Raw genomic sequence first — 24,579 nt, 5'->3', positions numbered from 1 at the left:
TCAGGGGAAACCAATGCAGTGGCTGGATAGCGTGGCGGGTCCTGGTTATGCGGCGGCACTCCTGTGGACCTTCGCGGCGCTGATCCTGCTGGTCATCGTGCTCGTCATCGTCAGGCTCGTGCGCAACCTGACCTTCGGCACGTTTGTCGCCGGTGGCCGCAACCGCAAGACGCGGCTCGCCGTCATGGACGCCACCGCCGTCGACAGCCATCGCCGGCTGGTGCTGGTGCGCCGTGACGACATCGAACATCTGCTCCTGATCGGCGGTCCGACCGATGTCGTCGTCGAACGCGACATCCGCCTGGCCGCCCCGCGCCGTCCGGCGTTGACCGGAGATGGCGGCCTGCAGCCTGTCCCGGCCACCGCAGCCCCGGCGGCAAGGCCGCGGCCGGCTCAGCCTGCTCCCGCACCGGCGCGACCTGCATCGCCGCCGCAGCCGGTGACCGCGGCGGCCCCCCCTGCCCGCCAGCGCCCGTCGGCGCCGCCACCAGCCCCGGCCCCCCCGCCGAAACCGGTGGCGCAAACCTATCCGTCGACCAACGTCACGCCGCTACCTGCCTATGGCTCCGCCAACGCCAATGCCGCGCGACACACGCCATCGCCGCCGCCCAGACAGGACAGCATCGACGATACGCTGATGAAGGACCTCGAGATTTCGCTCGATCAGCCGCGCTCCGGCGGCCCGGTGGGCAAACCGGCAGCCAAGGCACCGCCGTCTCTCGATGATGAAATGACCAGGCTCCTGGGCGAACTTTCCAGCCAGAAGAGATGATTAGCGACCGAGTCGCTTGCTGGAGGGACGTGCCACGCATCAATAAAAATGGCCGGTAAATCCGGCCATTTTCACAAAGACTTCTTTGCAACCGCCTTGAAACGCGGCCCGGAAGCAATCCGTCAGTCGTCGCGATAGACTTTTTCGCGGCGCTCATGCCGTTCCTGCGCCTCGATCGACAAAGTGGCGATCGGACGTGCATCGAGCCGCTTCAGCGCGATCGGCTCGCCGGTTTCCTCGCAATAACCGTAAGTGCCTTCATCGATGCGCTGCAATGCCGAATCGATCTTTGAGATCAGCTTCCGCTGGCGATCGCGGGCCCTGAGCTCGATGGCGCGGTCGGTCTCCGACGAGGCGCGGTCGGCGAGATCAGGGTGGTTGGCGTTTTCTTGCTGAAGGATTTCAAGAGTTTCGCGCGCTTCGCGCAATATGTCATTTTTCCAGGTGACGAGCTTCAGGCGGAAGTAGGATTTCTGCCGTTCGTTCATGAACGGCTCGTCTTCGGAGGGTACGTAATCGGCGGTAACGATGTCGTTCATTCGACTCACCCAAACTGCCCCAAATTTGGCGCCTATATATTCGCCGCCCGACGCCTGCACAAGCGCAATCGGCCACCGACTCACGCAATTGTTAAGGTGCCCCAGCGGCACTCGTTGCAGCGAGATGATGCTGATTCGGTACGGAAAGTGCCGCCTTTGCACGATGTCTCGTGCCTGATTCGGTGCGCGGACGAAGACGGACCATTGTGCGCAACGCCCTTCTCGTGACTAATCGCGGCACGGCTTCGGCCTCGGCATGATTGGAGGTTGGGTGAGCAGGCTTTATCTGTTGCGACACGCCAAGGCCGGCTGGGCACTGCCCGGCATGCGCGATTTCGATCGCCCGCTCGACGCCTCCGGCCGCGCCGATGCCGAGATCATGGGCACGGCCATGCGGTCGCGCGGCTATGTGCCCGATCTGACATTGTGCTCCAACGCCAGGCGCGCCAGGGAAACGCTCGAAGGCCTGGCCGGCCAGACTGACACTGGCAAGGTGCTGTTTTTCGACACGCTCTATAGCGAAGACGCGGCCGGCTATCTCCGCCTTATCCAGGAACATGGCGGGCCGGGCTCCCTGCTGGTCATCGGCCACAACCCGATGACGGAAGATCTTGCCATGGCGGTCGCGGGCGATGGCGACGAAACGGCGCGTGCCATGCTCAACCATGGGTTCCCGACCTCGGGCCTGGCGGTCGTGCGCTTTTTGGACGATCTGGCCAAAGCGGCCCAGGACGCGGGGTATCTCGAAGCGTTTCTGACACCGGCCGATCTTTGATACCGGTTTCGGCGCCATTTCAAAGCCGGATTGCAGAACCTATATCGGACGGACGCAAGCCCGAGAGATCACATTTTGGCATCATCGCTGACCACCTTCACCGACGAGGCAAGAATTGCCCTCGATACGCTGTCGGGACGTGCCACCGGGCTTTTTTCTCCTTCGCTGCGATTGGGCGTTACCGGCCTTTCACGCGCGGGCAAGACGGTGTTCATCTCCGCGCTGGTCCACAATCTGATCCACGGCGGCCGCCTGCCGCTGTTCGAGGCCCAGAAATCCGGGCGCATCGCGCGGGCCTTTCTTGAAGAGCAGCCTGACGACGCCGTGCCGCGCTTCCAATACGAGGACCACATCGCCGCATTGGTCAATGACCGCGCCTGGCCCGATTCGACGCGCGCCATTTCGGAACTGCGGCTGACCATCGAATATGAGTCGGCCTCCGGCTGGAGCCGCATGTTCTCATCAGGCAAACTGTCGGTCGACATCGTCGACTACCCCGGCGAATGGCTGCTCGACTTGCCCCTGCTCGGCAAATCCTTCGCCGTTTTTTCACGCGAGGCGATCGAGATGGCTGCTCTGCCGGTGCGCGAGGATCTTTCGCGGGCCTGGCGGGCGATCTCGGCGGAAATCGACCCGAACGCCGACGCCGACGAGATGACGGCACGCCGCCTGGCAGAAAGTTTCGCCGCCTATCTCAAGGCCTGCAAGCTGGACGAGCGCGCGCTTTCGACCCTGCCGCCCGGCCGCTTTCTGATGCCTGGCGATCTCGAAGGTTCGCCAGCACTGACCTTCGCGCCGCTGGCCGGCCTCGACAGGCGTCCGCGCCCGGGATCGCTGCACGCCATGATGGAGAGGCGTTACGAGGCCTACAAGACGCACGTCGTGAAACCTTTCTTCCGCGAACACATCACCCGTCTCGATCGCCAGATCGTGCTCATCGATGCCATGCAGGCGCTGAACGCAGGCCCCGGCGCCATGGCTGACCTCGAGCGCGCCGTGACCGAAATCCTCAGCTGCTTCCGCCCCGGCCGTGGCAGTTTTCTCACCGACCTTTTTTCGCGGCGCATCGATCGCATCCTGGTCGCCGCCACCAAGGCCGATCACCTGCACCACGAAAGCCATGACCGGTTGCAGGCGATCGTTCGGCGGCTGGCAGACCGCGCCGTGGCGCGGGCGAACTTCACCGGCGCCGACGTCGATGTGGTCGCCATGGCGGCGGTGCGCGCAACCCGCGAAGGCACGGTCAAGCAAGGCCGCGAGACATTGCCCGTTATCATCGGCACGCCGATCGCCGGCGAGAAGATCAACGGTGATACGTTTGACGGAAAGACCGAAACCGCCATATTTCCCGGTGACTTACCGGAGAAAATTGATGCGGTGTTCGACATCTCCAGGCCTGACCAAAGACAGGATTCCACGGACCCGGCAATCCGTTTTGTCCGGTTCCGCCCGCCAAAACTCGAACGCACCGCCGAAGGCGTCACACTGTCGTTGCCGCATATCCGGCTCGATCGTGCCCTGCAGTTCCTGATCGGAGACCATCTGGCATGATCGCGCCCCGCAAACCGGCGGCATTCCGCATCGAGCCGGAAGCCCAGCCAACGCACGAGGCGCCAAAGGCGCGCCAAAGCGAGCTTTCGCGCAAACCGCGCGTGCTTAAGGCCGATGCCGCGCTGGTCATACCGACGGAGATCGACGTTTTCGACGAACCGGACATCGTAGCCGCCGAACCGCCGCCGGCGATCGCCCCCAGACGCCGCTCGCAGTTCGGCAACATCTTCTTCGGCGCCCTTGGCGTCCTTGTTTCGCTGGCTGTCGGCCTGTGGACCGACCAGCTGATTCGCGACCTCTTCGCCCGCGCCGAATGGCTGGGTTGGCTGGCCGCCGGCATGGCTGTCATTGCCGTGCTCGCGCTTCTGGTGATCCTGATTCGTGAGTTCCTGGCGATCGCGCGCCTCGCCGAGGTCGAAAAACTGCAGAAGCGGGCGCTCGATGCCATAGCGCGTGACGATCCCAAGGCGGCACGATCTGTGGTCGACGAGCTTTCGGCTTTTGTTGCCGCCAAGCCGGAAACCGCGGCCGGCCGGCGCGCGCTGGCCGAACTGCGCGGCGAGATCATCGACGGCGGCAATCTGGTGCGCCTGGCCGAAGCGGAAATTCTCGGCCCCTTGGACGCCAGGGCCAAGGTGATGATTCTCGAGGCAGCCAAACGCGTCTCGCTGGTGACGGCGGTCAGCCCGCGCGCGCTGGTCGATGTCGCCTATGTCGTGTTCGAGGCCGGACGCCTCATTCGCCGCCTGTCGGAACTCTATGGCGGACGCCCGGGAACGCTGGGTTTCTTCCGCCTGGCGCGCAGCGTGCTGGCGCATCTGGCGGTCACCGGTTCGATCGCCGTCGGGGACAGTTTCGTGCAGCAGATCGTTGGCCATGGGCTGGCGGCACGGCTTTCGGCCAAGCTTGGCGAGGGCGTCGTCAACGGCATGATGACGGCGCGCATCGGCATCGCGGCGATGGAAACGGCGCGCCCCCTGCCCTTCAGCGCCGCGAGGCGCCCTGGGTTGGGCGATTTCCTCGCGGCATTGACATCGTTTGCATCGAAGAAGGACACCGAAACGACCGCCCCTGGCAAATAGCATTTTACTCTTCAGGACGGCAACGGAATTGCGGTTTCAAGGCGTCGCAGTGACGAAGCATTAACCAATCTTCTTCATGGTCTAACCGGTTCCAAACAGCCTCTTTGTTGCCGGGTGTCGTCGATGAAAAGTGTAATTCTGTCCAGCGCCCTGCCCGTGGCGCTCGCGATCACAACAGTCGTCGGTGTCGCCTCGGGAGCTTCCGCCACAGAGCCGGACAAGCAGTTCTTCCAGTCGGCCGAAGGCAAATGGGTCGGCCCTGGCGAGATCGTCGCCGGCAAGTACAAGGGCACGAAATTCAATTGCAGCTTCACCGGCTCCACGCCGGACGGCAAGATGGGCATGTCGCTGGACGGCGGCTGCCGGGTCGGCGTGTTCACCCAGCAGATGTCGGCCAAGATCGAGCGCAAGGGCCGGGATTACAGAGGTTCCTTCATGGGTGGCGCTGACGGCGCCGGCCTCGATATCATCGGCGGCAACGTCGTCGATGCCCGCAAGGTCGTCTTCACCATCAACCGCAACCAGTTGCGCGGCGTCATGCAGGCCCGCATTCCCGACGACAATTCGATGACGGTGACGGTTGCCGTGCGTGTCCAGGACCAGTTGGTGCCGGTTATCGGCATGAGCCTGAAGCGCGTCGACGCCGTCGAAGTCGGCTCCATCGCGCCGAACTGAGCGCGTTATCGCGCCTACCCTGACATTATCCCTTAAAAGCAAAGAGGCGGCAGCCCATCGCCACCGCCTCCTTGAACCCGTCGAACCGGACGTCAGCCCTTGATGGCGGCCGTCACCTCGTCATACGCCTTGCAGGCGTCGGCAAGGGTCGTGGTGCCTTGGTACTTGGTTGTCACCGCCTGGACCTTCGCGGTCAGGTCAGCGGCCTTGGACGGATCCTTGGTGATCGCTTCCTGCAGCGCGGCGGCCATGTCCTGCGCCTTCTTGGTCGCGATCTCGGCCGTGCATTCCGGCGCCTTCGAACAGGCCGAACCGGCAAGCACCGCCAGGCCGACGGCAACAAGCAAAAACTTCTTCATGTCAGTCATCTCCTCAAAAGGGCTCGACTTGATCGTCGCTCACCCTCCAATGGCCGAAGCCGAGCGTGCTCTAACCCTCGATTGTGGCAAGATGCAACGCGTTACCGACGTCATATTGTGTAACGCGCATGGAATACCCCCGGCCGCCGGATTCAGGCTGCTGTGTCAGCGGCGGCAAAGCTTAGCTGCGCGGCTGTAGCAGCGCCAAGACGGCTGTAGATGCGGCAAGGATAGCGGTCACAGTCAAAGGCGCTGTAGGGCCGTAGGTGTCCACAACATAGCCGCCGACAACCGCGCCGGTGGTGATGGCCACCTGAAAAGAGGCGACCATCAGGCTGCCGGCTGCTTCCAGGGCGTCAGGCGCCGCGCGAGACAGATTTGTCGGCAGCACCACCGGCGCCATGCCAAAGGCGAAGCCCCACAGCGTGGCAAAGCCGAAGGCAACGCCGATGTGCACGCCCCAAAGCACCAATGCCAGCGCCGCGAATGCCATCAATGCGGCGGTAACCACGAGGGCCACGTGGATATTGGCGTCGGCCATGCGGCCACCGGCAATATTGCCGATCACCGCGGCGATGCCAAATCCGAGCAATGCAAGGGCGATTGGCCCGGTTGCAAGGTGCGTCACATGTTCGAGAAAGGGACGCACATAGACCGAGCCGGCAAAATGACCGGTCATCAGCAAAAGGATGGCAAGCATGCCGAGTTGAATGCCACGCCGCCGCGTGAGCCGAAAGACGTCTGCAAGACTATTGCTTGCCGTTGCAGGCAAGGTCGGCAGGCTAAGCAACTGCAGCAGCATGGCAAGCAAGGCCAAACCAGCCGTCATGGCCATGGCGCTCCGCCAGCCCAGCCAGTCGCTGATCAACGCACCCATCGACGGTGCGGCAATGGTGGCGAGCGAGACGCCGAGGGTGACGATCGCCATGCCCCGCCCCGTCGCGTTGGCGCCAACAAGCCTCGCCACGACGGCAACCGAAAGCGCCCAGAACGCGCTGAGCGCGATCCCCAGCCCGGCCCGGCCTAACAACAGCAGCCAGAAATTGGATGCTAACGCCGCCAGAATGTTGGAACCGACCGCCAAGGCCATGAGGCCAACCAGCACCGTCTTGCGATTCAATCGGCCGATGAGAACATTGCTCAACATGGCCGTGACGGCGCCGACGGAAGCCGTAGCGGTGACGACCTGTCCAGCCGTTCCCTCGCTGATGCCGAGATCGCGCGCCATTGGCGTCAACAGACCTGCCGGCAGAAATTCGGCTGACACCAGGGCAAAGCTGGTGGCGGCCAATGAGATGACCGCGAACCACGTGGTTGCGCTCCACTTGGCCGGTGCGACGGCATCAAGGTCTATCGCCGCGTCTTCAAGCTGTAATGTTGTGTCTGTCACGGAAGTATCTCCAAAGGTTGGAGACATTCATAGACGAGTCTTTCCGGATGATATGTATCTCAAAATCCGAAATTCATGTCCATTCGTCCGGGAATTGTGCGGCGCACAACACCCGGCGAGACATTGGTGATGCGCTTGAACGCGCGAGCGAAGGATGCCTCGGAATCATAACCCAGGCGGGTAGCAACTTCGGCCACCGACAAGCCGTTTTGCCCCAACAACTCGCGGGCAAGCTGCATGCGCAGGCGGGCGAGATAGCGTGCCGCTCCTTCTCCCAATACGGCGCTGAAGCGCTCCGCGAAAATCGAGCGCGATTGGCCTGCCAGCCCGGCGAGGCTTTCCAGGGTCCAGTTATGGCCGGGGTCTCGGTGCATGGCTGCCAGAGCGCGGCCAATATGGGGGTCGCGGATGGCAGCAAGCCAACCGGTGGTCGAAGCGCCCGTGCAATTGACCCAGCAGCGAATAAGCCGGGCTGTCAGCAGGTCCGCCATACGCGACAGAATCGTGGCGCTACCCATCTGCGGCTGCGCGGCCTCCGCGGTCATGGCCGCCAGCAAAGGACCAACGACCGGATCATTGCCGGCAACGTCGCAACCCTTGATGATAGGCGGCATCAACGTGATCAATGGGTTAAGCGCACAGGCGCCCAAGGCCATGGAGCCGCAGAAAAGCGTGCTTGTCGCGCCAGTGCCTTCCCGCACCACTTCGCAGACGTTGCTCCCCAATTTGGTCACCTGACAATCATCGAGCGAGCCGCCTGCAACGTCCGGCGCGCTGGCCAGCCGATGGGCAATGCCTTGCGGCAGCAGCACCAGATCGCCATCGCGCAACTCCTGCCATCCCTGCGCTTCGGTGTGGATCCAGCATGGACCCTGACCTACAAAGTGAAAACGAAGGAGGGGTTGTTCCGGAAAGGCGATACTCCATGGGTGGCGGAGCTCGCAGCGGCCATAGTTGACGCCACTCAAGCGAAAGTCTTGTAGGACTTCGCTGAGCGCATCCATTGGAATATGGTGCGCCGAGGACGGTCGGGACGAATAGTCAGACATCTCGCCTATATAAATACCAATCGTCCGACAGACAAGCGAAGACCGTGATTCCACCAGAGGAATCGCTTCAACGGCAACCCTACCCGTCCTGGCAGGTTCCCCGCCCTTGCCTCTCGCTCCAACAGCATGCAAGGAGTGATGTCGGACACAGGGACAAGAGGCATGGCAGCGGAAGCATCAGGCAGCGATCTCATTCAGGTGGTGGCGCTGCTTGCCGCGGGCGTCGTCGCCGTTCCGATCTTCAAACGCATGGGCCTCGGCTCGATCCTGGGCTATCTGGCCGCCGGCGTGGTGATCGGCCCGTTCGGCATCGGCATCTTTTCCGAATCGGGGGCCATCCTCCATGTCGCCGAACTCGGCGTCGTCATGTTCCTGTTCATCATCGGACTGGAAATGCAGCCGTCGCGGCTTTGGGGCCTGCGTCGCGAGATCTTCGGGCTTGGAGCGCTGCAAGTCGGCGTCTGCGCGGTGCTGTTGACCGGTGTCGGTGTGGCCGGAGGCTTTCCCATCTCGCAATCCTTCGTCGCCGGGGCCGGTTTCGTGCTGACGTCGACGGCGATCGTCATGCAGCTTCTCGAGGAACGCGGCGAGATCGCCTCGCCGAAAGGCCAGCGCATTGTCTCCATCCTGCTGCTGGAGGATCTGGCCATCGTGCCGCTGCTGGCCCTGATCGCGTTCCTGGCGCCGGGCGGCGCCGATACCAGCCTGTCAGAAAGGCTGACTGAGGTCGGCATCGGCCTCGCCGCGATCGTCGGACTGGTGTTGGCCGGACGCTATCTGCTCAATCCATTCTTCCGCATCCTGGCCGATGCCCGTGCCCGTGAGGTGATGACGGCCGCCGCACTTCTGGTCGTGCTCGGGTCGGCGCTCGCCATGCAACTCAGCGGCCTGTCGATGGCGATGGGCGCCTTCCTGGCTGGCGTTCTCTTGTCCGAATCGACCTTCCGCCATCAGTTGGAGGCCGACATCGAGCCCTTCCGCGGCATCCTGCTCGGTCTGTTCTTCCTGGCGGTCGGCATGTCGCTCGACCTGCATGTGGTGGCGGCGAACTGGAGACTGATCGCCATCTATGTCGTCGCCTACATGGTGATGAAGACGGTTGGCATCTACATCGTCGCGCGCGTCCTCAAGACCGGCCATCGCGAAGCGCTGGAACGCGCGGTCTTCATGGCGCAGGGCGGCGAATTCGCCTTTGTCCTCTACTCCGCCGCCGCGGCCGTCGGCATCATCGACAGCCAGGCTAATGCGACACTGACGGCGGTCGTCATCATCTCAATGGTGCTGACGCCGTTGGCGATCATCGGCTTGCGCTATGTCACCCCGCGCGACGAACAGTCGCTCGACGGGGTCGATGTCGCCGACGGCCTGACCGGCAGCGTCCTGATCATCGGTTTCGGCCGCTTCGGCCAGATCGCCAGCCAGCCGCTGCTGCTGCGCGGCATCGACGTCTCGATCATCGACAATGATGTCGAGATGATCCAGGCGGCCGCCGATTTCGGCTTCAAGGTCTACTATGGCGACGGCACGCGGCTGGATATCCTGCACGCCGCCGGCGCCGGTCGGGCACGCGCCGTGCTGATCTGCGTCGACAAGGCCGATGTCGCCGTTCGCATCGCCCAGCTGGTCAAGGCCGAATTTCCGCTGCTCACCGTGCTGGCCCGGGCTTTCGATCGTGGCACCGCGCTGCAGCTCATTCGTGCCGGCGTCGACTATCAGCTGCGCGAGACCTTCGAATCGGCGCTGGTTTTCGGCGGCTCGGCCCTGGAATCGCTAGGCGTTGATCCTGAAGACGTGGCCGAAACGATCGAGGACGTCCGGCGTCGCGACACCGACCGTTTCGAAACCCAGCTCGCCGAAGGCATTCGCGCCGGCCAACGCTTCCTGCGGGGCAATATCGGCACGCCGATTCCGACACCGCTCTCCACGCCACGCCGCCCTGGTCAGGCCCTCAACGAGGAGACGGCCGGTGTTCTGCACAAGTCCGAAACCGCCGACTGAATAGGGAATCATGAATGGAATTGGACGCCAAGGCCCTGTCGGTGACCAAATTCTGGCGTGACGCCGGCGAGGATGCATGGTTCGAGAAGAATGACGCTTTCGATGCCGGTTTCCGCGACCGCTTTCTCGACCTGCATTATGCCGCCGCGCGACGCGAATGCGACGACTGGTCCGAACACGCCGAAGGCTCACTCGCGCTGATGATCCTGCTGGACCAGTTTCCGCGCAATTGTTTTCGCGGCACCGGTCACATGTTCGCCACCGACTCGCTGGCCAAGCATTTTGCTCGGAAGGCGGTCGTCGCCGGGCATGATCTGGCGCTGGAACCCGAACTTCGCGTGTTCCTGTATCTGCCGTTCGAACATTCGGAAGACCTTGCCGACCAGCACGTGTCCGTTGAACTTCACACCGCCAAGGCCGAGCTCAATCTGAAATACGCACTGGAACACCGCGACATCATCCAGCGCTTCGGCCGCTTTCCGCACCGCAACAGGATGCTTGGTCGCGAAACCACGGCGCAGGAACGGGCATTCCTGGATGAAGGCGGCTTCTCCGGCTGATACCTTCCGGTCCAGCACGCCCCGCTCGCGAAGAGGTGAACGGGCGAGCCGTCAAATCAACCACATTCCGGCCGATTGCACGGGCTCATCGCCATCGACATCGCCGGAGAGCCCATGTCCACTGTCGCCGAGACCGCCTCGGATACGCCGTCACCCCGGTATCGACCATCCCAGCGGATCCTGCACTGGCTGATGGCCATCGTCATCATTTCGGCACTCGTGATCGGGCTTTACTGCTCGTATCTCGAGCAGGGAACGGCGCTGCGCCGTGCCCTTCTCGATGTTCACAAATCGCTCGGCATGACGGCGCTTGTCTTGATCGCGATCCGCCTGCCGCTCAGGCTTTCCTTCGGCGAACCGGCAAATCGTCAGGCGTTTGGCACCTTAGTTCACTATGCCGCCCGCTGCACGCACATCCTGCTTTACGTTCTGATGATCCTGATGCCGCTCGCCGGCTACGCAACCTCGGCAGCAGGCGGTCATGACCTGCCATGGTTCGGGCTGTTCCAGTGGCCCGACATCCTGCCGCTCGACGGGCCTCTGGAGCAAGCCGCCGCGCGGATCCACGAATATGGCGCCTATTGCCTGTACGCGATCCTCAGCCTGCATGTGGTCGCAGCCCTTTGGCACCATTTTTTCCGCAGGGATGATGTGCTGGAGCGGATCCTGTAGCCGGCACCGGCGGCCTTGTTGCCGCTCAGTTCCGCCTCAGCCACCAGTCGCGACCGGCCGGCAACCGTTCGATGCCGGCGGCGTCGACTGCGCTGAGGCGCGCCGACACGCTTCGCCCGCCGACGGCAAGGTCCGGTGCGATCTCGGCCAGCGGCGCCAGAACGAAGGCGCGCTCCAGCATGCGCGGATGCGGTACTTCCAGCCCGGTCTCATGGATGATGCGGTCGCCGAACACCAGAATGTCGATGTCGATCAGGCGCGGCCCCCAGCGCTCCTCGCGCACCCGCTTCAGCTTCCGCTCCGCATCGAGGCAGAGATCGAGCAGCGCCCGAGGCGAAAGCCGGGTCGACAGTTCGGCCGCGGCATTGAGGAAATCCGGCTGGTCGAGCTTGCCCCAGGGCGGCGTGCGGTAGAGCGAGGAGACGGCGCTGACGCGCGTCTCCGCGTCGGCATCCAGAAGGCGCAGCGCGGCCGCCATCGAGGCCGCCGGATCGCCCAGATTGCCGCCGAGGCTGAGGTAGACGGTGTTATTCGGGCCAGACAACGGTCACCTCGACATAATCGAGCACGCCGGGTACCGGGGCGTTCGGCTTGCGCACAGTGATTTCGGCCCGCTTGATCTGGGGAAACCGCGCCGTCAGCGCCTTGGCCACTTCCATTGCCAGGGCCTCGATCAGGAAGCGCCGCTGGCCGGTGATGATCTCCTCGATCACCGTGAAGGCAATGCCGTAGTTGACGGTTTCCCCGATGGCGTCGTCGACAAGCGCGCGCCCAGGTTCGACCGACAGCACCGCGTCGACATAGAAACGCTGGCCGAGCGCCTCTTCCTCGTCGAGCACGCCATGCCGGGCAAAGAAGGCGCAGTTCTTCAGGCGGATGACATACATGGCTTAGCGTCCCGGTCCATAGAGCGACGTGCATCCACCTGGACGCACGAAGTACGCTCTAGCACTTTTGAATCTACACATCGTGCTTTCCTAAAACCGATTCCGATTTCCGGGCGGATGCGGCGTTTTCAAGAGCCAGCATAGCATCCGCCACCGCCAGCGCGTCCACGTTGATTGCGACATCGTGGACGCGAAACAGATGCGCGCCCTTGAGCCTCAGAATGACGCTGGTCGCCGCCGTCCCGGCAGCGCGGTCGGCCGCATCACGCCCGGTGACGGTGCCGATGAAGCGTTTTCGCGAGGTGCCTGCCATCAACGGGAAGCCGAGCGCATGAAGCTCGGAGAACCGCGCCATCAGATCGAGATTTTCCTGCGCGGTCTCCTTGGCGAAGCCGAAGCCGGGATCGAGCACGATGCGATCGTCCGCGATGCCGTTGCGACGCGCGATTTCCAACGATTTTTCCAGGAACACAAACTGGTCGGCGATCACGTCGGGCAGTTTCTCACGGTCCCGCCCGGTATGCATGATGATGAGACCGGCGCCGGTTTCGGCTGCGACCCGCGCAATGTCGGGGTCGCGCTGCAGACCCCAGACATCGTTGACGATATGGGCGCCGGCAGCCACCGCAAGCCGCGCGGTTTCGGCACGATAGGTGTCGACCGAAATCAGCGCCTCATTGGCGCTCGCCAGTGCCTCGATCACCGGCAGGATACGCGCCTGTTCCTCGCTGGACGATAGTGTGGCGGCGCCCGGCCGCGTCGATTCTCCGCCGACATCGATGATGCCAGCCCCTTCCCCAACCATGCGGTGCGCCTGGTTCAGCGCCGCTTCGGGCGCATCGAACAGACCACCGTCGGAAAAACTGTCGGGGGTGACATTGAGGATGCCGACGATCACGGCCTTGCCGCCAAGGTCGAGATGGCGTCCATGCGCCAGCTGCCATCGCCTCGCCGTCATTGCGCGTCAACCATGGGTTCATCAACCAAGGGTTCATCAACGATGTGTGATCCGCAAAGGATCAATTCCGTTGCGCCGGCAACGGCCGTAAAGCAAGGTGGTCGAAGAGGCAATATGATGAAACGATCCCTGCTTTGCGCGCTGCTGCTTGCCGTGACCGCCGTTCCGGCGAGCGCGGCCAATCTTGTGAAAACATACAGCTATTTTTCCATCGGCGGCAACACGCTCGAAGACATCGAGCAGCAGCTTTCCACCCATGGACCGCAGGTCAAAAGCACGGGCTCGCGCCACCCCGGCGCCACCCAGATGGCCTTCACCAGCCGTATCAGCTATGCAAAGCAGGCCGGCTCCTGCCGGATCGCCGACGCGGTCGTGACCGTCAAGGTCAAGGTGATCCTTCCGCAATGGCGCCGCCCGCGCAAGGCGGACCCCGACGTGACACTGTTCTGGGATACGCTGGCCGCCGACATCAAGCGCCATGAAGAACGCCATGTCGAGATAGCCAAGAACCATGGCCGCGCGCTGGAAGACGCGCTGAAGGCGACCTATCCGCAGAAGGATTGCGATGCCGCCAAGGCCAAGGCGGCCGAGATCACCGCCGCCATTCTCGCCAAGCACGACCGCGCCCAGGTGCAGTTCGATCGCGTCGAGAGCGTCAATTTCGAAAGCCGTATCCTGCGGCTCATGCGCTATCGCATCCAGCGCATCGAGAACGGCCGGCTGCCGCCGCCAGCCTGAATTACGTCGGCGCACGCAATGCGGCCGATGCAAGCCAACCGGACCGAAGCGTAATGCCAGCTTCGAAAAACTTTTCGAACAGGGGTCGAAATCGGCCTATACGGAACGACATATGACGGGTTGTCAGAGCACACCCCTCGAAACACGGGCATCACGACCGAGCGCGCCGCGCAAGCACCAGACAAGCCCAATCGGTGACCCGACCAGCGCGCAACGCACATGGACAAAAGACTATGGACCAGGCTGTCGACAAGCAGACCATCGCGGCTGCCGCAACACCGCTGAGCGAAAGCGAGAAGAACGCCATTATCGGCGGCGTCCTCCTGTCCATGCTGCTGGCAGCGCTTGACCAGACAATCGTCGCGCCTGCCATGCCGACCATCGGGCGCTCACTCGGCCATGCCGAATACCTGCCATGGATCGTCACCGGCTACCTTCTGACGGCAACCGCCGTGGCGCCGCTTTACGGAAAAATCTCCGATGTCTATGGCCGCCGGCCGACTGTCTATGCGGCAATCCTTATCTTTCTCGCCGGATCGCTGGTCAGTGCACTGGCCCCCAACATGTTCGTCCTGGTCCTCGGACGCGCAATCCAGGGTGCCGGTGGCGGTGGCCTTTTCGCGCTGACGCAGACCGTGGTCGGAGACCTCGTTCCGCCGCGCGAACGCGCGCGCTATGCGGCGTGGTTTTCCGGCACATGGGCCGTCGCCAGCGTCGCCGGACCGCTGCTGGGCGGCACCTTCGCGCAACATCTGCACTGGTCGCTCATCTTCTGGATCAACATCCCGCTGGGCTTCCTGGCGATGGCGATCATCAACAAGCCACTCAAGAAGCTGCCGGTCGCCGCCAAGAACCATAGTATTGATGGCGTCGGCGCGTTGCTGCTCATCGTGGCCACGGCCCTGCTGCTGCTGGCGTTGAACTGGGGCGGCAGCGCCTACCCCTGGATATCGCCGGAAATCATTGGCGTCCTGGCCTGCTCCGCTGTTTTCTGGAGCGCCTTCGCCTTACGCCTTATGCGAGCCGCCGAACCGCTCATCTCGCTCGAGGTGCTTGGCAACCCGATCGTGCTCGCCGGCACTATGTCGATGTTCCTGTTCCAGGCCTCCAGCGTCGGCCTTGCCGTGTACCTGCCTGTCTACCTGCAGTCGATACTTGGCCTCACGGCCAGCCAGTCGGGCATTGCAATGCTTGGCCTTCTGCTTGGTACCGTTGGCGGGGCTGCTTCGAGCGGTCGCCTGATACCGCGTTTCACCCACTACAAGCGCATCGCGATGACCGGCGTCATCTTCGCCTCCCTATGCATGGGCCTGCTGGCCTTTGTCGCCGGCCATGCATCACTGATTGTCGTCGAAGTCCTGACCATCTGTATCGGACTGGGAACCGGAACGACGTTCCCGGTAACCACCGTCTCCGTGCAAAACGCTGTCGACCGCATCCACCTTGGCGTAGCGACGGGCGTACTGACCTTCCTGCGTTCGCTGGGCAGTGCATTGGGTGTCGCGATACTGGGCGCCGTCGCTCTAGGCTATGGGTTGCCGCTGGCGGGCGAAGGCGTGCAGATGGCTGGACATGTCGCATCGGTCCAACCCTTCGTGATGATCTTTCTCGTCGCCGCCGCCACTTTGGTGCTGGGGCTCATAACGCTGACGCTGATGCCCGAGAAAGAGCTTCGCGGCCATGTCGACAATCCGGCGCCAATCCTGGCGGAGTAAGGACCGTGATTTAGGGTATGTTGATACTCAGGTCATGCGGACATCCCCTGAATATCAACATAAGCTAGCCTGAAACACCAAGCTTCTTCTGCAGGCTTGTCGACGAGGTCGTGTACTGGAACACGATCCGCTCGCCAGGGCTGATGACGCGTTTGGCGGCCTGCGCCATCAGCGCCACCTCATGGAAGCCCGACAGGATCAGCTTCAGCTTGCCAGGATACCAGTTGATGTCGCCGACAGCGAAAATGCCGGGGACCGACGTCTGGAACTTCTCGGTGTCGACCGGGATCAGGTTCTCGTGAAGATTGATCCCCCATTCCGCGATCGGCCCGAGTTTCATGGTCAGGCCGAAGAACGGCAGCATACGCGTGCACGGCACTTCGAGATCGCCGTCCGGACCGCCCTTGATGGTGGCCGATGACAGTTGGCCATCGGTCCCGGCGAGACCGGTCACCTGGCCCACCCTGAATTCCAGCTGCTTCGCCTCCTGCATGGCGTACATCTTGTTGACGCTGTCGGGCGCCGCGCGGAATTCGGGGCGCCGATGCACCAGCGTTATGCTCTTTGCCACCGGCTGCAGGTTCAGCGTCCAGTCGAGCGCCGAATCGCCGCCGCCGACGATGACGAGGTCTTGGCCGCGAAAATCCTCCATCCGGCGCACCGAATAGAAGACGCTCTTGCCTTCATAGGGCTCGATGCCCGGGATCGGCGGGCGTTTCGGCTGGAATGAACCGCCGCCGGCTGCGATGACCACCACCTTGGCCTCGAACACCTCGTTCTCGTCGGTGGTGACACGAAAGCTGCCATCTTCAAGTTTCTCGAGGCTGGAGACCATACGGTTGTAGGTGAAGTCGGGCTTGAACGGCGCAATCTGCTCGAGCAGCTTGTCGACCAGCCCTTGCGCCGAGATCGATGGCCAGCCGGGAATATCGTAGATCGGTTTTTCCGGATAGAGTTCCGCGCATTGGCCGCCGGGCTTGTCGAGAATATCGATGAGATGGCATTTCAGGTCGAGCAGGCCGAGTTCGAACACGGCAAACAGGCCGACCGGCCCTGCTCCGACAATGAGGACGTCTGTGCTGATGGTCCCGGTCATGCGCCATGCCTCGCTGCTGAGTTGGCGTGAGACTGCATGACCACCGGCTCGCTGCCAAGCGGCAGCGGGAAAAATCGGCTTTTTCAGCCCTGGCGCTCGGGCACCCTCACCACCAGGCCGTCGAGCGCGTCGCGCACCTTGATCTGGCAAGACAGCCGGGAATTCGGCTGCACGTCATAGGCAAAGTCCAGCATGTCCTCTTCCATCGCTTCCGGCTCGCCGACCTCCGCAGTCCACGCATCATCGACATAGACGTGGCAGGTTGCGCAGGCGCAGGCGCCGCCGCACTCCGCCTCGATCCCTGGCACGGCGTTGCGAATGGCGTTTTCCATGACCGTCGAGCCGTTTTCGGCGTCCACGTCGAAATGGGTGCCGTCATGGGCGATGAAGGTCAGCTTGGTCATTTGTCACCTGAAGGGAGTTTCGCCCGAGATAATCACTCCGGCAGACAAGTCAACTGCCGCGCGAAAACGCCGCTCCGTGACGTTTTTCCGCAAACCAGGATCAGCGATTGATAGCGGCGATGAAATCGCGCACTTCGTCGATCAGCGTACCAAGCCGCTTGAGGGTTTGGCGATCTTCCGGCCGCTGCTCGATCTCGGTGACGCAATCGGCGATAGCGAAGGCGCCGACGCCGCGAGCCGACCCTTTCAAGCCATGCGCCAGCAGCAGCCGATCCTTGACATCGGCATCGACTATTTTGTCGCGCACCGACAGCGCCTGCTGTACAAACAGCGCCAGCACCTCCTGCTCGAGGGCGCGATCGCCCATCGTTTGCCGGGCAAGGTGTGCCAAATCGACCGGTCGGGACTGTCTGGTTCCCGATACGTCGCCCCCGGGCATTGAGAAGGCAATGCCGCTTTCGCCACGCATGAACTCGAACTCCGTTTCTTCGGTCGCCCGAAAAACTAGGCGAATCCAATGGACAACGGGTTAATGAATGGCCGGGAAAAATGTTGCGAAAGCGGCGCCCAAATCACGCTTCCGTTAACCTTATATTTAAAGTTTTACGTATCCCGCGGAATGCATGTTTTCTTTACCCCCCTGTGTCATTACGATACGAGGGTCCATTTTCAGCCTCCTGCGCGGGGTACGACAAAGACAACTATAAGCCCGCGGCAGCTAGTACAGGGTAGCGAAGGCATGGCAAAGAAACCAACGACCACGACGAGAACTCTCGACAGCGACGTGGCCAGGGAACTGGAAAAAGCGCTCGATCTCGACCTCAGCAGCGATGTCGGCAGCGGCGATCTCGACATCGCGGCTTCGATGGAAGATCTGGAAGCGCAGATATCCCAGGCCGCCGATGAACTGGCCCGCGAAGGACGCAACCAGAAGCCGGCACCTGCCGCCAATCAGCCCCTCATTGCCAATCAGCCAGCCAAACCCGCGCCGAAGGCAAAGCCCGCCGAACTGCGCCCTGTGGAGACACGCGGCAACGGCAGTGGCACGCAGCCCACCGGCTTTGCACCGGCCAATGACGATCGCCAGAAGGATTACAAGACACTCCTGCACAGCCTCAACAGGCGCGCTTCCAACACCGTCTACTGGATTGTTGCCTTCGTTTCGCTCGCCTGGATCGCCGGCGCCGGCGGACTGGCCAATCTGCTGTTCGGACCGAGCATCTGGCGGATCCGCACGCTCGACCAGTTCCTTGCCCGTCCCGAGCTGATTGGCCTCGCCATCGCGGCGATCGTGCCGATCATCCTGTTCTGGGCCTTCGCGGCCATGATCCGCCGCGCCCAGGACATGCGCATTGCCGCACAGTCGATGACGGAAGTGGCCTTCCGCCTGACCGAGCCGGAAAACATGGCGCAAGATCGCGTCATGATGATCGGCCAGGCCGTTCGCCGCGAGGTGGCGGCGATGGGCGAAGGCATCGAACGCACGCTTGCCCGCGCCGTGGAGCTGGAAACGCTGGTTCACAGCGAAGTCAACCAGATCGAGCGCTCCTATTCGGAGAACGAAACCCGCATCCGGTCGCTCGTCGACGGGCTCGGCAGCGAGCGCGAGGCTGTCGTCACCCATGCCGAGCGGGTCCGCGCCTCCATTTCGGGTGCGCATGAGACGCTTCGAGACGAGATCGGCGCTGCCAGCGATATCATCCGTGATTCGATCCTCAACGCATCGACCAAGCTGTCGATGACGATCACCAATTCCGGCGACACGTTGATCGACCGTATCAACGAAAGCTCGATGTCGATCTTCGATTCGGTGGAAGGCCGCCTCGACAGCATCACCGACAGGCTGTCGACCTCTGGCGAGGCCTTCGCCAGCCTGCTCGACACGCGCATTGCCAAGCTGACGGACACGACGGATGGCCTGACCCGGTCGCTGACCGATCTGCTCGACGATCGCACCACCGGCATGGTGTCGCTGCTTGGCGGCGCCGCGCGCACTCTCAATTCGGAATTCGAAGCCAGCCTCAACGGCATCGAGCGCACGCTTGCCGAACGCGGACAGGCGCTGATCAGCGAATTCCAGACCCGCGCCGAGGCGCTCGACACCGGCACGCAGAAGCTCAACGCGGCGCTCGAGGCGCGCGCGCGCCAGATCAACGAGACGCTGGTCGAGCGCGCCCGCGAAATCGCCCACACCTTCGCCGAGAGCAAGGACACGCTGGCCGCGATGATCGATCAGGGCAAGACCCAGATCGGCGCCGACATGGCCGACATCGTCACCTCGACTTCAAGCATGCTGGAGGCTCGTGCCAGCGACTTCGCCGGCCGCATGGAAGCGGCGCGCCATGTCGTCTCGCGTTCCTTCGACAGCGACATCCAGCGGCTTGCCGACGCCCGCGTCGGTATCGAGGAAGCCGTCGAGAATCACAGCCGCAAGCTCTCCGAAAGCCGCGAGCGCATGGCCGCCGCCATGGAGGCGGATCTGGCGAAATTCGCCGAGGGCCGCGCCGGCATCGATGCCGCGGTGACCAACCAGGTGCAGAAGCTGGCCGAAGGCCGCACCCTGATCGCGCGCGCCCTCGAAGAGGATCTGCGCAAGGTCAATGAATCGCGCGCCGCCATCGATGCGTCGCTCGGCAGCCACCTCGAAAGACTGGAAGAAGGCCGCAACAGGCTTTCCCTTGCTCTTAACGAAGACTCTGGGAAACTCGTGCAAGCCCGTACGGTCATTGATGAAATGGTCGCCGGTCATGTTGGCAAACTTGCCGAAGGCCGCAACATCCTGTCGCGCGCCCTGGAAGCAGACCTCGGCAAACTGTCCGACAGCCGCGCCAGCATCGACGGTCTGGTCGCCGGCCAGGTCGAGAAGATCGCCGAGGGCCGCGCGGTGCTCGCCAAGGCGTTGGAGAACGACATTGTCGGCATCAAGAGCCTGATCGAAACGCATTCGACGAAGCTGGCGGAAGACCGCAGCCAGCTCGGCCGTTCGCTCGAGAACGACCTTTCGGGCATCAGGAGCCTGCTCGACGATCATTCCGGAAGGCTCGCCAACGACCGCAGCCTGCTCTCGCAGACACTCGAAGCCGACCTTGCCAAGCTGGCCGAAAGCCGCTTGAGCATCGACGGTCTTGTCGCCGGCCAGGTTGAGAAGCTGGCCGAGGGTCGCGACATCCTCAAGCGCGCGCTGGAATCGGACCTCAACACCATCAAGGGCGTCATATCCAGCCAGTCGGAAAAGCTGGCTGAGGATCGCGGGCAACTTTCGCGCGTCCTGGAGGCCGACCTGCAGAATGTGAACAGCGTCATATCAGACCACATGAACAGGCTGGTTCAGGATCGTTCGACCCTGTCGAAGGCGCTCGAGGACGACCTCGCCAAGCTGGCCGAGAGCCGCTCCAGCATCGACGGCCTGGTTGCCGGTCAGGTCGAGAAGTTGTCGGAAGGCCGCGACATCCTGCGGCGCGCCCTCGAAGCCGACCTCAACACGATCAAAAACACCGTTGCCGACCAGTCGCAGAAGCTGGTCGACGACCGCGCCCAGTTCGCCCGGGCGCTGGAAGCCGATCTCGGCAGCGTCAACAGCCTCGTCAACAGCCATGGCGAGAAGTTGGTGCAGGACCGGTCGACGCTGTCCAAGGCGTTGGAGGACGATTTGGCCAAACTGGCTGAGAGCCGGTCCAGCATTGACGGGCTGGTTTCCGGCCAGGTCGAGAAGCTCGCCGAAGGCCGAGATATCCTCAAGCGGGCTTTGGAAACCGACCTCAACACAATCAGAGGTGTAGTAACTGACCATTCGCAGAAGCTGGTCGACGACCGCGCGCAGTTCGCGCGAGCTCTGGAGGCCGACCTCGAAAGCGTCAGCGGCCTGGTCAACAGCCATGCCGAGAGGCTTGTTCAGGAGCGTTCGACCCTGTCGAGGGCACTCGAGGACGATCTTGCCAAGCTGGCCGACAGCCGCTCCAGCATCGACGGCCTGGTCGCAGGCCAGGTGGAAAAGCTGGCCGAAGGCCGCGACGTTCTCAAGCGCGCCCTCGAAGCCGATCTCGCCAAGCTCGCCGAGAGCCGCTCGAGCATCGACGGCCTGGTCGCAGGCCAAGTGGAAAAGCTGGCCGAAGGCCGCGACATTCTCAAGCGCGCGCTGGAATCGGACCTGAACACCATCAAGGACGTGATATCCAGCCAGTCGGAAAAGCTCGTGGAGGATCGCGGGCAGCTTTCGCAGGCTCTCGAGGCCGACCTGCAGAAGCTCAACGAAAGCCGCAGTGAGATCGATAGCATCATCGCCGGTCATGTCGGCAAGCTGGCCGAAGGCCGCAACATGCTGAGCCGCGCACTGGAAGACGATCTCGGCAAGCTCGCCGAGACGCGCAAGGACGTCGACCGCTCGCTGTCTGGACATATCGACCAGATCGCGGCCCGGAGCACCGACATTTCGAGCGCGATCGCGGCCGATGTGGACAAGATCGAGCAGGCGTTCAGCCGTCAGACCGGCATCATCGAGGAACGATCCGGAACCATGGAGCGTGCGCTCTCGACCGGCGTAGACAATGTCCGCAGTGTGCTCGAAAAGAGCGCGGTCTTCGTCGCCGGTGCCTTGCGCGACAAGGTCCTGGAAGTCACCAGCACGCTGCATGAACAGGCCGGTGCGGCCTTCAGCGACGCCGATCGCAAGATCGCCGAGCGCGCCGAGCAGACATCCGCTGCGCTTCTGGCACGGGCTGAAGACATCGCCCGCACCTTCGAGGAGGCCGATCTACGCCTCCACGCCCGTGCGGAAGATACCTCGAACGCCTTGCTCGCCCGTGCCGACGACACCTCCAGCTCACTGCTGGCCCGTGCCCACGAAACCGCCGATCAGCTGGCCGCGCGCGCTGGTGAAATCGCCGGCGCCTTCGATCTCGCCGACCAGACGCTCGCCGCCCGCGCCCAGGCGACCACCGACCAGTTGGCCGCCCGGGCTCAGGATACCGCGGATCATCTGGCCTCCCGAGCAAACGAGATTGCGGGAGCTTTCGACGCCGCCGACCAGAAACTGGTTGCCCGCGCCGTCGAGACGGCACAGTCGCTGGCCGCCCGCGCCGGCGACATCCTGCGCAACTTCGAAAGCGCCGACCAGCGGCTCGGTGTGCGCATCGGCGAATCCGCCGAGGCGCTCGCCGCCCGTGCGTCCGATCTCGGCCGCATCTTTGATGCCGCCGACCAGCAATTGGTCGCGCGCATCGCGGAAGGTTCGGACGCGCTCTCGAACCGCGCCTCGGAGATCGGCCGTATCTTCGACGAGGCCGACCAGCGCCTGGTGTCGCGTATCGCCGACAGCACGTCGACGATCGGCGAACATGCGCAGACGATCGTCGGTGCCTTCGCCAGCACCGAGCAGAGGGTTGCCGACCGTGCGCGCCAGACCGGCCAGGAGATGGCCGTGCATGCTCGCGAAATCGAGCAGGCGCTCGCCAGCGCCGACGAACGTCTTGCATCGAGCGCGGTGGCCGCGGCCGCCCGTGTCGAGGAGCAGATCGCCAGCGTCGAGAGCCGCCTCGCCTACACCACCGAGGCGATGGGCCAAAGGCTCAACGAGCAGGTATCGACCGCCGAGGCGCAGCTCGTTTCGCGTGCCAATGTGATTGCCGAGACCTTCACCGCGGTTGGCCAGCATATCGGCCAGAGCACCAACGACGCCGCCAAGACGATCGGCGCCAACACCCGCGAACTCAACACCATGCTCGCGGCGCGGTCGGCCGAAATGTCTAAGATCCTCGACGAGACCGCGCGGCCCTTGGTTGAGCGCTTCGCCCAGGGCGGCTCCGAACTGCAAAAGAGCATGGAAGAGGTCACCGAACGCGCCACCGAGAAGCTGCGCAGCGAAAATGCAGCGCTCGTCAACGCGCTCGCCAGCCGTACCGCCGAGACCTTGTCGGCTGTCGAGGGCGCCCGCTCGTCGCTGTCCGACAGCGTTGCCGACCTGATCGGCCGCATGACCAAGTCCAGCTCGCAGCTCGGTCAGCTGATCGAACAGGCCGCCGTCAATCTCGGCCAGGTCGACGAGCGCCTGACCGGCAGCACGCAGAGCTTCGCGGCGACCACCGAAAAGGCGGCGCAGACTTTCGCCAGCTCGGCGCGTCTGGTCGATTCGAACACCACAAGGTTGACGGAACTGTCCTCGTCGACCTTGCGCGAAGTGGCCTCGATCGCCACCAAGTTCGATGAACATAGCCGTCTGCTGGCCAGCGCCTCGGACCTGTTGAGCTCGGCCCAGAGCAACCTCGAGCACACACTGGAAAGGCAGTCGTCGCTCGAAGACCTCGCCGTCAGCCTGGTCAAGAAGTCGGAAGATCTCGAAAGGGTCATGCGCTCGTTCGAAAACCTCGTTGGCCAGACGCTGCAGAACGCCGAAGGCAAGACGATGGAGTCGGCCGACAAGATCCGCAACGCCATCACCGACGTCGTCGATTCGGCGACCAAGCGCTTCGCCGATGCGACCGAGGAGATGCGGCGCACGGCGGGCTCGATCAAGAGCGAGCTCGACCTCACCCGCGCCGAGCTCAAGAAAGGTGTCATCGAGATGCCGGAAGAGGCCAAGGAATCGACCTCTGCCATCCGCCGCGCCGTTTCCGAGCAGATCAACGCCCTGAAGGAACTTTCCGACATCGTTGCGAAGTCCGGGCGCGGCGGCGACACCTCGGAGCGCCCGTTGCGCCCGGCGCCACAGGCGCCGGCGGCACGTCCCGCCGAGCCGCCGCGTCGTGCGCCGGCACCCCAGCCGGAGCTCCGCACGCCTCAGGCGCCGCTGGGTGGCGCGGCACTGCGCGGCACGCTCGACCTCGAGCGTCCGGCCGAGGCGGCACCACGCCAGCGTCCTGACGCCAACGCCCGCACGCCGCAGGGCGGCTGGGTGCGCGACCTCCTGAGCGCGGCGTCAACCGATGCGGATCTAAGGCCGGCAGCACCACCTTCGGCGCCCGCGGAAGCACCGCGCGCGGCCCCTGCCCAGCGCTCGCCCCTGCATGTCGTGGAATCGCTGAACTCACTGTCCGTCGACATCGCACGGGCCATCGACCACGATGCCTCGATCGAGTTGTGGAACCGCTATAGGCGCGGCGAGCGGGACGTGTTCACGCGTCGGCTCTATACGCTGAAGGGTCAGCAGACGTTCGACGAGATCCGCCGCAAGTATCAGGGCGAGGCCGAGTTCCGCGCCGCCGTCGACCGTTACTGCGACGACTTCGAGAAGCTGCTCAAGGACGTCTCGCGCAATGACCGCGACAACATCATGGCGCAGACTTACCTGACCTCGGACACCGGCAAGGTCTACACGATGCTGGCCCACGCCAGCGGCCGTCTGCATTAGCCAGTATTAGAACGGGT

21 protein-coding genes are annotated in these 24,579 nt (G+C 63.4%); 11 read left to right on the top strand and 10 right to left on the bottom strand.

Annotated elements, in window-relative coordinates:
• The first annotated feature begins 13 nt into the window (after positions 1 to 13).
• Entirely contained in the window at positions 14 to 772 is a 759-nt protein-coding gene (locus EB233_RS18540; protein WP_064988556.1) for a flagellar biosynthetic protein FliO, read from the top strand.
• A 122-nt stretch (positions 773 to 894) separates the two neighbouring features.
• Here the strand turns inward: EB233_RS18540 and dksA are convergent, their stop codons facing one another.
• The gene (gene dksA / locus EB233_RS18535; RefSeq protein ID WP_006202025.1) at positions 895 to 1,311 is read right to left on the bottom strand and encodes an RNA polymerase-binding protein DksA; all 417 of its coding nucleotides are present in this window, start codon (positions 1,309 to 1,311) and stop codon (positions 895 to 897) included.
• Positions 1,312 to 1,582: 271 nt separating this feature from the next.
• On the opposite strand from dksA, the gene EB233_RS18530 reads away from it, so the two are divergent.
• The 4 genes from EB233_RS18530 to EB233_RS18515 all read left to right on the top strand — a co-directional run bounded on the left by EB233_RS18530 (position 1,583) and on the right by EB233_RS18515 (position 5,394).
• On the top strand, positions 1,583 to 2,086 hold the full coding sequence (locus EB233_RS18530; protein WP_027051978.1) for a SixA phosphatase family protein: 504 nt from the start codon (positions 1,583 to 1,585) through the stop codon (positions 2,084 to 2,086).
• A gap of 75 nt (positions 2,087 to 2,161) precedes the next feature.
• The gene (locus EB233_RS18525; protein ID WP_064988555.1) at positions 2,162 to 3,637 is read left to right on the top strand and encodes a YcjX family GTP-binding protein; all 1,476 of its coding nucleotides are present in this window, start codon (positions 2,162 to 2,164) and stop codon (positions 3,635 to 3,637) included.
• Positions 3,634 to 4,719, top strand: a complete 1,086-nt coding sequence (locus EB233_RS18520) for a YcjF family protein (RefSeq protein WP_064988554.1) — start codon at positions 3,634 to 3,636, stop codon at positions 4,717 to 4,719. The genes EB233_RS18525 and EB233_RS18520 overlap by 4 nt, the downstream gene beginning before the upstream one ends.
• Before the next feature lie 123 nt (positions 4,720 to 4,842).
• Positions 4,843 to 5,394: a hypothetical protein gene (locus EB233_RS18515; protein WP_064988553.1), complete on the top strand. Its 552-nt coding sequence runs from the start codon at positions 4,843 to 4,845 to the stop codon at positions 5,392 to 5,394.
• Between the two features lie 92 nt (positions 5,395 to 5,486).
• Here EB233_RS18515 and EB233_RS18510 read toward each other — a convergent pair whose 3' ends face one another.
• The 3 genes from EB233_RS18510 to EB233_RS18500 form a co-directional block, all read right to left on the bottom strand.
• On the bottom strand, positions 5,487 to 5,753 hold the full coding sequence (locus EB233_RS18510) for a hypothetical protein (RefSeq protein WP_019858327.1): 267 nt from the start codon (positions 5,751 to 5,753) through the stop codon (positions 5,487 to 5,489).
• A 181-nt stretch (positions 5,754 to 5,934) separates the two neighbouring features.
• Entirely contained in the window at positions 5,935 to 7,143 is a 1,209-nt protein-coding gene (locus EB233_RS18505; protein ID WP_064988552.1) for an MFS transporter, read from the bottom strand.
• Between the two features lie 59 nt (positions 7,144 to 7,202).
• Positions 7,203 to 8,192, bottom strand: a complete 990-nt coding sequence (locus EB233_RS18500) for an AraC family transcriptional regulator (RefSeq protein ID WP_064988551.1) — start codon at positions 8,190 to 8,192, stop codon at positions 7,203 to 7,205.
• 162 nt (positions 8,193 to 8,354) lie between these two features.
• On the opposite strand from EB233_RS18500, the gene EB233_RS18495 reads away from it, so the two are divergent.
• The 3 genes from EB233_RS18495 (at position 8,355) to EB233_RS18485 (ending at position 11,422) form a co-directional block, all read left to right on the top strand.
• On the top strand, positions 8,355 to 10,190 hold the full coding sequence (locus tag EB233_RS18495) for a monovalent cation:proton antiporter-2 (CPA2) family protein (protein WP_064988550.1): 1,836 nt from the start codon (positions 8,355 to 8,357) through the stop codon (positions 10,188 to 10,190).
• 14 nt (positions 10,191 to 10,204) lie between these two features.
• The gene (locus tag EB233_RS18490; protein WP_064988549.1) at positions 10,205 to 10,750 is read left to right on the top strand and encodes a DUF924 family protein; all 546 of its coding nucleotides are present in this window, start codon (positions 10,205 to 10,207) and stop codon (positions 10,748 to 10,750) included.
• A 114-nt stretch (positions 10,751 to 10,864) separates the two neighbouring features.
• The gene (locus tag EB233_RS18485; protein WP_064988841.1) at positions 10,865 to 11,422 is read left to right on the top strand and encodes a cytochrome b; all 558 of its coding nucleotides are present in this window, start codon (positions 10,865 to 10,867) and stop codon (positions 11,420 to 11,422) included.
• Between the two features lie 25 nt (positions 11,423 to 11,447).
• Here EB233_RS18485 and folK read toward each other — a convergent pair whose 3' ends face one another.
• The 3 genes from folK to folP form a co-directional block, all read right to left on the bottom strand.
• On the bottom strand, positions 11,448 to 11,966 hold the full coding sequence (folK, locus tag EB233_RS18480) for a 2-amino-4-hydroxy-6-hydroxymethyldihydropteridine diphosphokinase (RefSeq protein WP_064988548.1): 519 nt from the start codon (positions 11,964 to 11,966) through the stop codon (positions 11,448 to 11,450).
• On the bottom strand, positions 11,950 to 12,309 hold the full coding sequence (gene folB / locus EB233_RS18475) for a dihydroneopterin aldolase (RefSeq protein WP_027051989.1): 360 nt from the start codon (positions 12,307 to 12,309) through the stop codon (positions 11,950 to 11,952). The genes folK and folB overlap by 17 nt, the downstream gene beginning before the upstream one ends.
• Before the next feature lie 73 nt (positions 12,310 to 12,382).
• The gene (gene folP / locus EB233_RS18470) at positions 12,383 to 13,267 is read right to left on the bottom strand and encodes a dihydropteroate synthase (RefSeq protein WP_064988547.1); all 885 of its coding nucleotides are present in this window, start codon (positions 13,265 to 13,267) and stop codon (positions 12,383 to 12,385) included.
• A gap of 114 nt (positions 13,268 to 13,381) precedes the next feature.
• Between folP and EB233_RS18465 the strand changes: the two genes are divergently transcribed.
• Both EB233_RS18465 and EB233_RS18460 read left to right on the top strand, forming a co-directional pair.
• On the top strand, positions 13,382 to 14,005 hold the full coding sequence (locus tag EB233_RS18465) for a DUF922 domain-containing Zn-dependent protease (RefSeq protein ID WP_064988840.1): 624 nt from the start codon (positions 13,382 to 13,384) through the stop codon (positions 14,003 to 14,005).
• Between the two features lie 233 nt (positions 14,006 to 14,238).
• Complete coding sequence (locus EB233_RS18460; protein ID WP_064988546.1) at positions 14,239 to 15,720, top strand: MDR family MFS transporter; 1,482 nt, start codon at positions 14,239 to 14,241, stop codon at positions 15,718 to 15,720.
• 64 nt (positions 15,721 to 15,784) lie between these two features.
• Here the strand turns inward: EB233_RS18460 and EB233_RS18455 are convergent, their stop codons facing one another.
• The 3 genes from EB233_RS18455 to EB233_RS18445 form a co-directional block, all read right to left on the bottom strand.
• Positions 15,785 to 16,816 (bottom strand): NAD(P)/FAD-dependent oxidoreductase, encoded by a 1,032-nt coding sequence (locus tag EB233_RS18455; protein WP_064988545.1) that lies wholly within the window; start codon positions 16,814 to 16,816, stop codon positions 15,785 to 15,787.
• A gap of 83 nt (positions 16,817 to 16,899) precedes the next feature.
• Entirely contained in the window at positions 16,900 to 17,220 is a 321-nt protein-coding gene (locus EB233_RS18450) for a 2Fe-2S iron-sulfur cluster-binding protein (protein ID WP_027051994.1), read from the bottom strand.
• Positions 17,221 to 17,320: 100 nt separating this feature from the next.
• Complete coding sequence (locus EB233_RS18445; RefSeq protein ID WP_064988544.1) at positions 17,321 to 17,689, bottom strand: Hpt domain-containing protein; 369 nt, start codon at positions 17,687 to 17,689, stop codon at positions 17,321 to 17,323.
• A 270-nt stretch (positions 17,690 to 17,959) separates the two neighbouring features.
• On the opposite strand from EB233_RS18445, the gene EB233_RS18440 reads away from it, so the two are divergent.
• Positions 17,960 to 24,562 carry a kinesin gene (locus tag EB233_RS18440; RefSeq protein WP_064988543.1) on the top strand — a complete coding sequence of 2,201 codons (6,603 nt, stop codon included), beginning with the start codon at positions 17,960 to 17,962 and terminating at the stop codon, positions 24,560 to 24,562.
• Positions 24,563 to 24,579: the final 17 nt, after the last annotated feature.

The sequence above is a fragment of the Mesorhizobium erdmanii genome, from assembly GCF_013170725.1.
In the GTDB taxonomy this organism is placed as follows: domain Bacteria; phylum Pseudomonadota; class Alphaproteobacteria; order Rhizobiales; family Rhizobiaceae; genus Mesorhizobium; species Mesorhizobium erdmanii.
Note: the sequence above shows the minus strand (reverse complement) of the source record. Positions and strands in the feature narration are given on the sequence as shown.

What these genes read in the sequence shown, in the direction of transcription:
- EB233_RS18540 (WP_064988556.1), top strand. Translation starts at nt 14, where the DNA reads ATGCAGTGGCTGGATAGCGTGGCGGGTCCTGGTTATGCGGCGGCACTC.
- dksA (WP_006202025.1), bottom strand. Translation starts at nt 1,311, where the DNA reads ATGAACGACATCGTTACCGCCGATTACGTACCCTCCGAAGACGAGCCG.
- EB233_RS18520 (WP_064988554.1), top strand. Translation starts at nt 3,634, where the DNA reads ATGATCGCGCCCCGCAAACCGGCGGCATTCCGCATCGAGCCGGAAGCC.
- EB233_RS18515 (WP_064988553.1), top strand. Translation starts at nt 4,843, where the DNA reads ATGAAAAGTGTAATTCTGTCCAGCGCCCTGCCCGTGGCGCTCGCGATC.
- EB233_RS18510 (WP_019858327.1), bottom strand. Translation starts at nt 5,753, where the DNA reads ATGAAGAAGTTTTTGCTTGTTGCCGTCGGCCTGGCGGTGCTTGCCGGT.
- EB233_RS18500 (WP_064988551.1), bottom strand. Translation starts at nt 8,192, where the DNA reads ATGTCTGACTATTCGTCCCGACCGTCCTCGGCGCACCATATTCCAATG.
- EB233_RS18495 (WP_064988550.1), top strand. Translation starts at nt 8,355, where the DNA reads ATGGCAGCGGAAGCATCAGGCAGCGATCTCATTCAGGTGGTGGCGCTG.
- EB233_RS18490 (WP_064988549.1), top strand. Translation starts at nt 10,205, where the DNA reads ATGGAATTGGACGCCAAGGCCCTGTCGGTGACCAAATTCTGGCGTGAC.
- EB233_RS18485 (WP_064988841.1), top strand. Translation starts at nt 10,865, where the DNA reads ATGTCCACTGTCGCCGAGACCGCCTCGGATACGCCGTCACCCCGGTAT.
- folB (WP_027051989.1), bottom strand. Translation starts at nt 12,309, where the DNA reads ATGTATGTCATCCGCCTGAAGAACTGCGCCTTCTTTGCCCGGCATGGC.
- folP (WP_064988547.1), bottom strand. Translation starts at nt 13,267, where the DNA reads ATGACGGCGAGGCGATGGCAGCTGGCGCATGGACGCCATCTCGACCTT.
- EB233_RS18465 (WP_064988840.1), top strand. Translation starts at nt 13,382, where the DNA reads ATGATGAAACGATCCCTGCTTTGCGCGCTGCTGCTTGCCGTGACCGCC.
- EB233_RS18460 (WP_064988546.1), top strand. Translation starts at nt 14,239, where the DNA reads ATGGACCAGGCTGTCGACAAGCAGACCATCGCGGCTGCCGCAACACCG.
- EB233_RS18455 (WP_064988545.1), bottom strand. Translation starts at nt 16,816, where the DNA reads ATGACCGGGACCATCAGCACAGACGTCCTCATTGTCGGAGCAGGGCCG.
- EB233_RS18450 (WP_027051994.1), bottom strand. Translation starts at nt 17,220, where the DNA reads ATGACCAAGCTGACCTTCATCGCCCATGACGGCACCCATTTCGACGTG.
- EB233_RS18445 (WP_064988544.1), bottom strand. Translation starts at nt 17,689, where the DNA reads ATGCGTGGCGAAAGCGGCATTGCCTTCTCAATGCCCGGGGGCGACGTA.
- EB233_RS18440 (WP_064988543.1), top strand. Translation starts at nt 17,960, where the DNA reads ATGGCAAAGAAACCAACGACCACGACGAGAACTCTCGACAGCGACGTG.